The sequence below is a fragment of the Streptomyces populi genome, from assembly GCF_002911015.1.
GTDB classification, from domain to species: Bacteria; Actinomycetota; Actinomycetes; order Streptomycetales; family Streptomycetaceae; genus Streptomyces; species Streptomyces populi.
Map to the genome: position 1 here is coordinate 1 of NZ_KZ626856.1, position 11,711 is coordinate 11,711.

Here is an 11,711-nt window from a genome sequence, read left to right on the forward strand (position 1 = left end):
CTCCCGCGCGCGAGGGCCGGGCGCCGGGCGGCCCCGCGGTTCCGGCCCCCAGGGACCGCGGGGCATCGCACGGCCGTCACGGGAGCGGTGGTGCCGGGTGCGGTCGGCGCGGTGCCGGCACCGCTCACGGCGTCCCCGTCGGCCGGACGACGGGAGCCGCCGTCCCCGTGGGTGCCGTCCGGCCGGTCCGGTGTCAGCCGGTGACGAGGACCTTCAGCGCGGTGCGCTCGTCCATCGCCTTGTAGCCCTCGGGCACGCCGTCCAGGCCGACGGTCATGTCGAAGACCGGGGACGGGTCGATGGTGCCGTCCAGGACGTCGGGCAGCAGCTCGGGGATGTACGCGCGCACCGGGGCGACCCCGCCGCGCAGGGCGATGTTCCGGTCGAACATGACGCCCAGGTCGAGGCCCGTACCGCTGCCGTGGGGCACTCCGACGAAGCCGATGGCGCCGCCGTCGCGGGTGATGTTGACCGCCGTGCTCATGGACTGCTCGGTGCCGACCGCCTCAACGACGCAGTGGGCGCCCTGACCGCCGGTGAGCTCGCGGACGGCCTCGACGGCCGCCTCGCCGCGCTCGGCGACGACGTCCGTGGCGCCGAAGCGGCGCGCGATGTCGGTGCGGACCTGGTGGCGGCCGAGCGCGATGATCCGCTCCGCGCCGAGCCGCTTGGCCGCGAGGACGGCGCACAGCCCGACGGCCCCGTCGCCCACGACGGCCACGGTCGAGCCCTTGCGGACACCGGCGCCGAGGGCCGCGTGGTGGCCGGTGCCGAGGACGTCGGAGAGCGTCAGCAGGGCGGACAGCAGGTGGTCGTCGGAGGCCGCCTCCTTGGGCAGCCGCACGAGGGTGCCGTCGGCGAAGGGGACGCGCACGGCCTCGCCCTGGCCGCCGTCGTAGCCGACGGAGCCCCAGAAGCCGCCGTGCACGCACGACGTGGTGAGCCCGTCCCGGCAGTACTCGCAGACGCCGTCGGACCACATGAAGGGCGCCACGACCAGGTCGCCGCGCCGGACGCCGGTCACCGCGGCGCCCGTCTCCTCGACGACGCCGAGGAACTCGTGCCCGATCCGCTGGCCCGGCTGCCGGGCCGCCTCGCCGCGGTACGCCCACAGGTCGCTGCCGCAGATGCAGGACCGCAGCACCCGCACGATCGCGTCGGTGGGCAACTGCACCATGGGCTCCGGCACCTCCTCCACACGCATGTCGTACGGGGCGTGGATGGTGGTGGCGCGCATGGCGAGGATCCTTCTCGTGCGGAGCGTGGGTGAGGTGCGCTCAGGGGGTGGTCGAGCGCACCTCACCGTACGCCGTCACGGTCGCGCGTCGCGCGGCGAGGGGGCCGAGCACGCCTCGGACCAGCAGGAACTGGGCCGCGATGTACGTGAGCATGATCCAGAAGGCCGCCTTCGGAAGCTGCGGCCAGTCGGCGACGCCGGTGGCGATCAGTGTGTCCGAGAGCATGAAGAGAATGCCGCCGAGCGCCGCGACGGGCCCGAGGCGCGTGGCCCCGTACGCCATCGCGGTCAGCAGCAGGCTGTAACCGGCGACGGGGACGCGCAGGCCGGCCGGCAGGCCGGGCCACAGCAGGACGACGAGGACGGCGAGGGCCGTGGCGTACGCGAGGACGAGCCGTGCGTCCCGCGCGCGTGCCGTCCGGCGGAAGAGGACGAGGTAGCACACGTGCCCCGCGGCGAAGGAGGCCATGCCGGCGAGGAAGGCGGGGTCGGCGTCGGAGAGCAGCGCCAGGTCGCCGCACCAGCCGAGGAGCAGGGCCGCCAGGAGCAGCCGGGGCGCTCCGCGCACACCGGCGTGGGCCGCCAGGAGCGGCATCAGGAGCGCCTTGGCGATCCGGTGCGCGGAATCGGCTCCGGCGAGCAGCGAGAGGAGGTCGACGGCCGCCGTCAGGGCGAAACAGACGAGCAGGACGCGCGCGGCACGCGGGTTCACGCGGCGGTCTCCGTGGCCGGGACCGCGACCGGCGGCGCGGGCTGCCAGCCGGGCCCGCCGAGGAGCCGTCCGGCGCGCTCGCGCCAGTTCGCCGCCGCCCGCAGGTCCCTGGCGATGGAGGTGTACTCGTGGGTGGCCACGCGCAGCGGGTTGTACGTGGAGATGTTCTTGGTGAGCCCGTAGACGGGCCGTTCGGTCTCCGCGACGAACGATCCGAAGAGCCGGTCCCAGACGATGAGGATGCCGCCGAAGTTGCGGTCCAGGTAGCCGCCCTGGGAGGCGTGGTGGACGCGGTGGTGGGAGGGGGTGTTGAGGGCGAACTCGAACCAGCGGGGCATCTTGTCGATGCGCTCGGTGTGGATCCAGAACTGGTAGACGAGGCTCACCGACGAGCAGAACGCGAGCGCGGCCGGGTGCACCCCGACGGCGATCATCGGGAGGTAGAAGGGCCACGACGTCAGGCCCGTCCAGGGCTGGCGCAGCGCGGTGGTGAGGTTGAACTTCCTGCTGGAGTGGTGCACGACGTGACAGGCCCACAGGAGGCGGATCACGTGGTGGCCGCGGTGGGACCAGTAGTAGAAGAAGTCCTGGGCGAGCAGCATCGCCGGGATCGTCCACCACAGGACCGGCACCCGCAGCGGGGTCAGTTCGTAGACCGCCGAGTAGACCGCGACGATCGGGACCTTCCACAGGGCGTCGAAGAACAGGCTGCCGAGCCCCATGCCGAGGCTCGTCGCGGCGTCCTTCGTCTCGTACCCGGCGGCGTCGTCGTCCGGATGGACGCGGACGCTCACCATCTCGATCACGGCGAGGAGGACGAAGGCGGGTATCGACCAGAGCACGACGTCGGGCAGGTTCGGCATGGGTGAACCGTAGATGCGCTGGTCGGCCGCGTACAGAGGCTGTCACCCATGAGTATTACCGGGGGTACGCACCTGCTTCCCGCCGTCCTCCGCCGAGAAGCGCCGCGCGTCCGGCCGCAGGAGCGCCCGCCGTCCGTACCGTCACCCGCCCCGCCGTACGCTCACCCGCCCACCGCCCCGGGGCAGGGCCCCGGCGCCGAGTTCCACGGAGGCGCCGGCCGCGCCGACGACGAGGCCCCGGTGGGGACGATGGCGTCGTCGGCGCCCAGGACGGCGGCCCGCGGCCGGTTCAGCCGCGAGCCGAGGGTGTCGCCGCGGGCCTCGCCGTGCGTCGGTCCCGTCGCCCGGGGAGGATCGCGCCCGGGGTGCCGCCGCGGGCGCACCGGCCCGGGGGCCGCCGCTCCCGCGGGGACCCCGGGTTCACCACACGCGCACCGAGCCTCCTCTCGCGAACACCGGGCTCGTCGCGTCGGCGGGCGGGGTGTCCAGCGGTTCGGCGATCTCGGCCACCGTGGGACCGGTCTTGGCGGCGATCTCGTCGAGGTACGCGAGGTCGAAGCCGTAGACACGGGCCGCGTTGCCGCCGGTCATGGCGGCGACCTCCTCGCGCGGCAGGCCCGCGTAGGCGAAGCGCAGCCCCTCGCGGGTGTAGGGGTGGGTGCCTTCGTCGTGCGGGTAGTCGCTGCCCCACATGATCTTGTCGAGGCCGATGCGGTCGCGCAGCGGCACCTCGTGGGGGCGCATGAAACTGGCCCCGACGAAGCAGTTCTCGCGCCAGACCTCGGAGGGGCGGTCGCCCATCGCCGCGGCCAGCCCGGCGCCGAACTTCGACTCGGCCGTCGACGCCCTGCCCGCCGCCGCGACCAGCCGACCGTGGTAGTAGTCCAGCATGTCGAGCACCCCGGGGATCCAGCCCGAGCCCTGCTCGGTGAGCACCAGCCTCAGACCGGGGTGCCGGCGGAACGCGCCGCCGAACACGAGGTGCCACAGCGCCCGGTGCGAGAACCAGGTCGTCTCCACCATGAAGACCGCGCGGGCCGCCGGTTCGTCCCCGAGCGGCGGCGAGGCGGAGCCCGCGTGGTGGTTCACCGGGACGCCCAGTTCGGCGCAGGCCGCCCAGATCGGGTCGTACGCCCGTGAGTACAGCTCGGGCAGGCCCGAACCGGGGGGTGTGCCGGGCAGCAGCAGCCCGCCCTTGAGTCCGGCGTCCGTCGACCGGTGGATCTCCTCGACCGCCGCGTCGACGTCGTTCAGGAGGATCTGGAAGACACCCGCGCGCCGGCCGGGCGCCGCCGCGCAGAAGTCGGCGAGCCAGCGGTTGTGGGCCCGCAGCCCCGCCCAGCGGCGCTCGAACTCCGCCGCCGTCGGGGCCGGTGCCATGAGGGAGGCCGACGGGAAGAACGGCGGGATGGTGTTCGGGAAGAGCACCTCCGCGACGATGCCGTCCGCCTCCAGCTCCGCGAGACGCCGCGCGGAGTTCCAGTTCCGGTCGGCGGTGTCGGCGAGCAGGTCCTCGTACGGGTTGACGTAGCCGGCCGCCCAGGCGTCGAAGTCGTCGTGGTACCGGCGCTCCAGGTAGGGCTTGTAGTCGAGGAGGTCGGCGCCCGCGTGGCAGTCGGCGGAGATGACGGTGTAGCGCTCCTCGGCACCCGTGCCGTCCTCGGCACCCACGCGGTGCCCGGCGGTCACGGGCTCACCCCCAGCACGGGGAAGTCGTGGTCCGTCAGCCAGTGGCGGCCCACCTCGCGCGAGCGCGCCCAGGACGCCTCGACCGCCGACTGGTCCTCGTCCTGGCCCAGTTCGGCCGGGGTGGGTCCGATCCTCCGAGCGACCGGGGCGAGCGCGCCGACGTCGAAGCCGAACACCTCGGCCGCCGCGAGACCGAGCATGCGGCGGGTCTCGGCGACCGGGATGTCGTGGAAGGTCCTCGCCAGCCACGTCCGGGTGTCGGGCCAGGTGCCCTCGGGGTGCGGGAAGTCGCTGCCCCAGAGGATGTTGTCGACGCCGATCTCATAACGCTGGGCGAGTTCACGGCGCTTGGTGTTGGTGGCGCAGACGAACACCTGCCGGTCCAGGTACTCGTGCGGGGGCCGCTTCAGCTCCGCGAAGGGCGACAGCTTCTTACCGCCGTGCGCGCCGAGGTAGAGCCGGTCCATGAACCACAGCAGGTTGGGCAGCCACCAGCAGCCCGACTCCGCGACGCCGAACCGGAGTCCGGGGTGCCGCTCGAAGACCCCCGACCAGAGCAGGAACCACAGCGGCCGCGCGGGCCACCAGGTCACCTCGGAGACGTAGATGCCCAGGTGGTCGCCGTATTCCTGGCGCGGGGCCGCGCCGGAGTGGGTGAGGACGGGCATCGCGCACTCGGCGGCCGCCGCCCACACGGGGTCGTAGCGACGGTCGTGGTAGGGCTCCTTGTCGACCCACATGGAGGGGATCATCAGCGCGCCGAGGCCCGACTCCTTGGCGCGGTGGACCTCGGCGACGACCTCGCCGGTCTCCCCGGTGACGGGCAGCAGGGCGACCCCGCAGTGCCGTTCGGGGTGCTCGGAGACGAAGTCGGCGAGCCAGCGGTTGTGGGCCCGCGCGCCCGCCATGCCGAGCTGCGGGTCCTGGTCGCCGGAGAGGCCGAGGCCCACGCCGAACGGGGCCGCGGTGCGGCTGTCCACGGCGTCCGCGTCGGGGAAGACGACCTCGGCCGCCACCCCGTCGCCGTCCAGTTCCTTGAGGCGCTGCGCGGTGTCCCAGCCGCCGCGCAGGCCCTCCTCGTTGTCCTGGAACCACTTGTCCGCGAACGCCTCGTTGCGGATGCCGAGGCGGTTCATCTCCTCGCGGCGCCGGCCCTGGCCCGCGAGGAACTCGTCGAACTCCCGGTGGAACCGGGCGTCCAGATAGGGCCGGTACTCCTCGGTGGGAAGCCCGGCGTGGCAGTCGGAGGAGATGATCAGATACGGGTCCTGTTCGGTCACCGCGCCCCCTCAGTCGAGGATGAAACTTTCCAGGTACGACGGATCGGCCCGCTCGAGCATCGACCGCGACCGGGCCCGGATCTGCCGGTCGCTGTGCTCGCTCTCGGGCAGCAGCCAGAAGCGGCCCGCGCGGATCCCCTCGGCGACGAGGTCGGCGACCTCCTCGACGGGGGTGAACCGCACCTCGTGGCCCGCCTCGTTCATCGCGGCCTCCCACTGGGCGAGGCTGCGGTACGGGGTCCTGCGGGGCCGCTCCTTCGCGTACCGCTCGGGCCGGTTGCGGTGCGACTCCCACAGGCCCGTGCGGAGCATGTGCGGCCCGGGGAACAGCACGGAGGCGCCCACGCGCGCGTGCTCCGCCTTCAGGTGCGCGTACAGCGACTCGGTCAGCGTCACCACGGCCGCCTTGGTGACGGCGTACACGGAGGCGGTGGGCAGCGGGGCGATCCCGCCGTCGCCGGACGAGGTGTTGACGACGTGGCCCGGCTCACCGCCGGCGAGCATCCGGGGCACGAACGCCTGGACTCCGTGGAAGACGCCCCACACGTTGACGGCGAAGGCCCACTTCCAGTCGTTCGGGTCGTGCTCCCACATCCGGCCCTCGGCGCCGGAGCCGACACCGGCGTTGTTGCACAGGACGTGCACCGCGCCGCAGGTGGCGTACACGTCCTCGGCCAGCGCGAGGACCTCGGAGCGCTCCGAGACGTCCACCACGCGCGCGTGGACGTCGGCACCGTCCTCGCGCAGCTCCCCGGCCGCCTTCTCCAGCGCGGCCTCCTCCACGTCGGCGAGGACCACCGTCAGGCCGTCCGCCGCGAACCGGCGGGCCATCGCGAGCCCGATGCCGCTCGCCGCGCCGGTGACGACGGCGACCTGCCCCGCGCGCAGTTCCATCAGACGCTCCCCTCGGGCGGACCGTCGAGGATCTGCAGCGGATCGTCGTAGCGCTGGTGGATGTACGGCAGCAGTGCCTGCGCGCTGACGCGTTCGGCGACCCTGCCCCGCTGGGCGGAGGTCTTCTCGCCGAAGGTGATCCCCACCAGTCTGCGTACGGGCAGATCGGCGACCGGGTCGTACATCGACTCGCGCAGGACGACGTCCCCGGTGACCCGCTCCAGCCTGCGGACCTTCTCCTCGCGCAGGCAGTGCACGAGGACCGGATCGGCGTCGAACCCCGAACCGTCCACCGCGGGGAGGAACTTGAAGTAGAAGTCGGTCCTCTGTCCGGGTTCCGGCAGCGGCAGCGGCCCGCTCACCGCGCCGCGCACCTCGACGAAGGCGATGCCGTGCCGGGCGAGCACGCCGCGCACGACGAGCCCGTCGCGTTCGACGGTCACCTCGCCGAGCTTCTTGGGCTCCCCGAAGACCTCGCGGCCGCCGACGAGGGCCCGCTCATGGGTCATCGGCATGACCAGCGGGTACCAGCCCTCGACGTCCCCGTGCGCGGCGGCGACGGCGAACGAGCCCGCGCCCAGCGGGTATCCGGGAAGATCCACCTTGCTGACGGTGACCCGCACCAGGGGCCGGGCGACGGGTTTCAGCGGGGGCGGCAGGACCGCCGCGACCGCGTCCGGGTCGCTCTCCCAGACGGCCACCACACCGGTGGACCAGATGTCGGGGAGCTTGGAGCTCGCGGTGCGCGCGGCGGCGGTCTCCGCCTCGGTCCGCGCGCCGTACCTCACTCGTGCCATGTCCGTACCGCCCTTCGTAGGCGCTACCTGCTGGGGCGCGCAGCACGCTTGCACCGCACGGGTGAAAGGTCCATAGCCGTGCGCGCCCCGGACCGCCCCGGACCGCCCCGGACCGGCGCCGGAGGGGACCGTCCGCCGCCCGGTCCGGACGGCGGACGCGGTCCGGACGGCTGACGCGGTCCGGACGGTGAGGGACCCGGCGGCGGGCCGGACGCGTCGGCGGCGGGCTCGCGGGATCCGGACGCGGAGCCCGTGCGGGCGGGATCCGGGAGGGCCCCGGACGGCGAAGGCGGGGACCGGAATGTCGGTCGGGGCCCGTATCCTCATTGACCATGCTCGAAGACCTCACGACCGCAGCGCCCCCTGCCTCCTGGCCGGCCGCGTATCCGCAGGGATACGCGGTCGTCGACGTGGAGACCACAGGACTGGCCCGCGACGACCGGATAATCTCCGCCGCCGTCTACCGGCTGGACGCGCGCGGCGAGGTCGAGGACCACTGGTACACGATGGTCAATCCGGAGCGGGACCCGGGCCCGGTGTGGATCCACGGTCTGACCAGCGAGGTGCTCGAGGGGGCGCCGCTCTTCGGGGAGGTCGCCGAGGAGTTCGCCGCCCGGCTCGACGGCCGGGTGCTGGTCGCGCACAACGCGGTCTTCGACTGGTCGATGATCGCGCGGGAGTACGCGCGCGCCGGGCGCGAGGCGCCGGTGCGCCGGCGCCTGTGCACCATCGCGCTCTCCAAGGAGCTGGGCCTGCCGCTGCCCAACCACAAGCTGGAGTCGCTCGCCGCGCACTTCGGTGTCGTGCAGCAGCGGGCGCACCACGCGCTGGACGACGCGCGCGTGCTGGCCGAGGCGTTCCGGCCGAGCCTGTGGGCCGCCGCGCGGGGCGGGGTGCGGCTGCCGCTCCTCGAATGCCTGCCGCTCAAGGAGTGGTCCGACAGCGCCGCGGCTCCGCGGGGCGGACGGCAGTCCGGCGGCCCCGCGTCCGGTGGCTACCCGTCGGGGAGCTGGCGCCCCTCCCGCAAGCGCCCCGCGTGCCCCTATCCGAACCCCGGACGGTACACGGCGGACAAACCGCTCAAGCAGGGCATGCGGGTCGCGTTCTCCGGCGACACGTCGGTCGATCGCGAACTGCTGGAGGACCGGGCCGTCGAGGCCGGTCTGCACGTCGCGACGAGCCTGTCCCGGCTCACCAGCCTGCTGGTGACCAACGACCCGGACTCCAGCACGTCGAAGGTGGTCAAGGCCAGGCAGTTCGGGACACCGGTGATCGACGAGGCCGCGTTCGGCCAGTTGCTGCGGGACGTCGAACCCGCATCGGAAGGGTGACGGACGTACGGGTGATTGACGGGCGACTCGCCCCGCGCCCGCTCGCCCGCACCGCCCCGGCACCCCACCCTGTGGCGCATGGCGAGATGCGAAGTATGCGGCAATGACTACGGAATGACCTTCGAGGTGCACGCGCAGGGCGCCGTGCACGTCTTCGACTGCTTCTCCTGCGCGATCCACCGGATGGCCCCGATCTGCGAGCACTGTCGTGTCCAGGTCATCGGCCAGGGTGTCGAGGTCGAGGGCCACTGGTACTGCGGCGCGCACTGCGCCCGCGCGGAGGGGAGGGCGGGGATCGTCGACAGGGTCTGAGTCCCGGCCTCCGGGCAGGACACCGCACGGCCCTCGGCGGGACCCTCCCGTCGGGGGCCGAATCGTGCCGAGTACCGTCAATGGGGTGTACCGCTTCCTGTTGTCCCGGCAGTGGGTGATCCTCACCCTCGTGGCCCTCGCGCTCATCCCGACGATGATCGAGCTGGGCTTCTGGCAGCTCCACCGGCACGAGCACAAGGTCGCCCTGAACAAGGTGATCTCCGACTCGCTCGCCGCGAAGCCGGTGCCCGTGGAGACGGTCACCGCGCCGGGGCGGCAGGTCCGGGACGACGACCTGTTCCGCCGGGTGAGCGCGAAGGGGCACTTCGACACCGCGCGCGAGGAGGTCGTCCGCCGCCGCACCAACGCCGACGGCGCGATCGGCTACCACGTCCTGACCCCGTTCGTCCTGGACGACGGCCGGGTCCTCATGGTCAACCGGGGCTGGGTCCCGGCGGACGGGGCGCAGACCGCCTTCCCGAAGATCCCGGCCCCCGCCCGGGGCGAGATCACCGTCACCGGCCGGCTGATGGCCGACCAGACCACCGCCGACAGCGGCATCAAGAACGTCCGGGGCCTGCCCGACCGCCAGGTCATGCTGATCAGCAGCGGGCAGGAGGCACGGCGGCTCGGCGAGGAGGTCCTCGGCGGCTACGTCGAGCAGACCGCCCCGGCGCCCCGGGGCGACTCCCCCGAGCTGATCCCGGACCCCGAGCACAGCGACATCGGCCCGCACATGGCGTACGCGATCCAGTGGTGGCTCTTCTCCGCGGGCGTCCCCGTCGGCTGGGTGGTCCTGGCCCGGCGCGAGCGCCGCGACCGGGCGGAGGCCGCCGCCACGGAGACCTCCCCGGAGGCGGAGCCGGCGGGGGTGTAGCGAAGGGGCGAAGCCGCGCTCTGTCCTTCCTCCCCCGCCCCTGCCTCTGCCTTTCCCCGCGCCCGTACCGCCACGTCATGGGCGTCCGCGCCACTCCGGCGGCTCGATTGACGTCCGCCCCGGTCGGGGACCCGTCCACCTTGTTTTCGGGCAGGGTGCCCGGTCCTTCGGGGCCGGGGTGAATGCCCGCCTCCTGCGGAGCGGGTCGGGGGAAGTGGAATCGCCACCAGGGAGGTGCGGCTTCTCGGGCGAGACGGCGGTGAGGCGGACCTCGAGCAGGTGTGGCAGCTCGGAGTCGACGGTGATCGCTTGACGGTGGCCGACTGGCTGGTGGCCGGGAGTGGTCACTCGCACGAGTGGTGTCGGTCGATGATGTGGGCGGTCAGGGAACGTGCGGGCTAGGTTCATGGTCATGGCACGGTTTCGGATGTACCCGACGGGCGAGCAGGCGGGCGTCATGCTCGAACACTGTGCGCACGCCCGGTACGTCTGGAATCTGGCCGTCGAGCAGCACGCGCACTGGTACCGGGGCCGTAGGGCGGCGCCCGGTTTTGCCGAGCAGTGCCGTCAGCTCACCGAGGCCCGGCGCGACAACGCATGGCTGGGCGCCGGAAACGCGGATGTGCAGCAGCAGGCGCTGAAGGACTTTGCCACGGCGAAGAACGCCCGCTTCACCTCCGGGTTCGGTGAGCCGACCTGGCGCAGGAAGCACGTGCACGAGGGCTTCCGGGTCATCGGCACCGACCGCGTCCCGGAGTTCGAGGCGGACGGCTCACCGAGGCTCAACGCGAAGACCGGAAAGCAGGTCATGGGCCGGTCCGTGGTGGTGCAGAGGCTCAACCGGCGGTGGGCGCGGGTGAAGGTGCCCGGCTGTGGCTGGGTCCGGTTCCGGCTCAGCCGCAGCGGCAAGGGCTCCCGGCTGCCGCAGGCGAAGACGTTCCGTGTCACCTTGCGCAACGGCCGGTGGCACATCGCGTTCGCCGTCGTCCCCGCCCCGGTCGAGGGGCCCGGCACGGGTGAGGTCATCGGCATCGACCGGGGCGTGGCCGTCACTGCCGCCCTCTCCGACGGCCGGAAACTGAACTGTCCCCGGCTCACCGTCAGGGAACGCACGCAGGTCCGCAAGCACCAGCGCCGCGCCGCCCGCGCCCCCAAAGGCAGTGAGCGCAAGGCCGCCGAGTACGCCAAGGCCGCCCGTATCAAGGCCCGTGAGGCGGACCGGCGCAAGGACTGGTGCGAGAAGACCAGCACCATGCTCGCCCGCAACTACGACGTGGCGCGATTCGAGAAGCTGAACATCAAGACCATGACCGCCTCCGCGAAGGGAACGGCCGAACAGCCCGGCAGGAATGTCAGGCAGAAGGCCGGGCTGAACCGGGCGATCCTCGCCCAGGGCTGGGGCCTGCTCCGGCAACGCACCGGGCACAAAGCCCCGGGTCGGGTCGAGGACGTCCCCGCTCCCTATACCAGTCTGCGCTGCAGCGCCTGCGGTTGGATCGACAAGAACTCGCGCAAGAGCCAAGCCGAGTTCTGCTGCTCCTCCTGCGGCTTCACCTGCAACGCCGACACCAACGCAGCAGTCAATGTCGCGGCAGGACAGGGCGGGATCCCCCGCCCCCGGCGAACAGCCGGTGCCGGAGGGGTGACAACGGCCACCAGCCGCTCGAACACCCGTGAACCCCAACCCGTAAGGGCTGGAATCCCCCTCTTTTAAGAGCA

The 11,711-nt window shown here is 72.8% G+C and carries 11 protein-coding genes; 4 read left to right on the forward strand and 7 right to left on the reverse strand.

What is annotated here, in order from left to right:
* Positions 1 to 193: 193 nt before the first annotated feature.
* The 7 genes from CW362_RS11660 to CW362_RS11690 form a co-directional block, all read right to left on the reverse strand.
* Positions 194 to 1,237 (reverse strand): zinc-dependent alcohol dehydrogenase family protein, encoded by a 1,044-nt coding sequence (locus tag CW362_RS11660; RefSeq protein WP_103549328.1) that lies wholly within the window; start codon positions 1,235 to 1,237, stop codon positions 194 to 196.
* Between the two features lie 40 nt (positions 1,238 to 1,277).
* The gene (locus tag CW362_RS11665; protein WP_103549329.1) at positions 1,278 to 1,949 is read right to left on the reverse strand and encodes a lysoplasmalogenase; all 672 of its coding nucleotides are present in this window, start codon (positions 1,947 to 1,949) and stop codon (positions 1,278 to 1,280) included.
* Entirely contained in the window at positions 1,946 to 2,812 is an 867-nt protein-coding gene (locus CW362_RS11670) for a sterol desaturase family protein (protein WP_103549330.1), read from the reverse strand. Before CW362_RS11670 ends, CW362_RS11665 begins: the two co-directional genes overlap by 4 nt.
* Positions 2,813 to 3,232: 420 nt before the next feature.
* A complete protein-coding gene (locus tag CW362_RS11675) occupies positions 3,233 to 4,501 on the reverse strand; it encodes an amidohydrolase family protein (protein WP_240657754.1) in 1,269 nt (422 codons plus the stop codon).
* Positions 4,498 to 5,781: an amidohydrolase family protein gene (locus tag CW362_RS11680; protein ID WP_103549331.1), complete on the reverse strand. Its 1,284-nt coding sequence runs from the start codon at positions 5,779 to 5,781 to the stop codon at positions 4,498 to 4,500. Before CW362_RS11680 ends, CW362_RS11675 begins: the two co-directional genes overlap by 4 nt.
* Before the next feature lie 9 nt (positions 5,782 to 5,790).
* Positions 5,791 to 6,675, reverse strand: a complete 885-nt coding sequence (locus CW362_RS11685; protein ID WP_103549332.1) for an SDR family NAD(P)-dependent oxidoreductase — start codon at positions 6,673 to 6,675, stop codon at positions 5,791 to 5,793.
* Positions 6,675 to 7,472, reverse strand: coding sequence for an acetoacetate decarboxylase family protein (locus CW362_RS11690; RefSeq protein ID WP_103549333.1), 798 nt, complete (start codon positions 7,470 to 7,472; stop codon positions 6,675 to 6,677). The genes CW362_RS11685 and CW362_RS11690 overlap by 1 nt, the downstream gene beginning before the upstream one ends.
* Before the next feature lie 332 nt (positions 7,473 to 7,804).
* Between CW362_RS11690 and CW362_RS11695 the strand changes: the two genes are divergently transcribed.
* From CW362_RS11695 to CW362_RS11710, 4 genes are all read left to right on the forward strand, one after another.
* Positions 7,805 to 8,803: a DEDDh family exonuclease gene (locus CW362_RS11695; RefSeq protein WP_103549334.1), complete on the forward strand. Its 999-nt coding sequence runs from the start codon at positions 7,805 to 7,807 to the stop codon at positions 8,801 to 8,803.
* Positions 8,804 to 8,881: 78 nt separating this feature from the next.
* Positions 8,882 to 9,115, forward strand: coding sequence for a hypothetical protein (locus CW362_RS11700; protein WP_103549335.1), 234 nt, complete (start codon positions 8,882 to 8,884; stop codon positions 9,113 to 9,115).
* An 85-nt stretch (positions 9,116 to 9,200) separates the two neighbouring features.
* Entirely contained in the window at positions 9,201 to 9,992 is a 792-nt protein-coding gene (locus CW362_RS11705; RefSeq protein WP_103549336.1) for an SURF1 family cytochrome oxidase biogenesis protein, read from the forward strand.
* 412 nt (positions 9,993 to 10,404) lie between these two features.
* Entirely contained in the window at positions 10,405 to 11,706 is a 1,302-nt protein-coding gene (locus CW362_RS11710) for an RNA-guided endonuclease InsQ/TnpB family protein (protein ID WP_103549408.1), read from the forward strand.
* Positions 11,707 to 11,711 lie beyond the last annotated feature (5 nt).

Bases quoted from the DNA above. Each gene is read 5' to 3' on its own strand.
- CW362_RS11660 (WP_103549328.1), bottom strand. From the start codon at position 1,237: ATGCGCGCCACCACCATCCACGCCCCGTACGACATGCGTGTGGAGGAG.
- CW362_RS11670 (WP_103549330.1), bottom strand. From the start codon at position 2,812: ATGCCGAACCTGCCCGACGTCGTGCTCTGGTCGATACCCGCCTTCGTC.
- CW362_RS11685 (WP_103549332.1), bottom strand. From the start codon at position 6,675: ATGGAACTGCGCGCGGGGCAGGTCGCCGTCGTCACCGGCGCGGCGAGC.
- CW362_RS11690 (WP_103549333.1), bottom strand. From the start codon at position 7,472: ATGGCACGAGTGAGGTACGGCGCGCGGACCGAGGCGGAGACCGCCGCC.
- CW362_RS11695 (WP_103549334.1), top strand. From the start codon at position 7,805: ATGCTCGAAGACCTCACGACCGCAGCGCCCCCTGCCTCCTGGCCGGCC.
- CW362_RS11700 (WP_103549335.1), top strand. From the start codon at position 8,882: ATGGCGAGATGCGAAGTATGCGGCAATGACTACGGAATGACCTTCGAG.
- CW362_RS11710 (WP_103549408.1), top strand. From the start codon at position 10,405: ATGGCACGGTTTCGGATGTACCCGACGGGCGAGCAGGCGGGCGTCATG.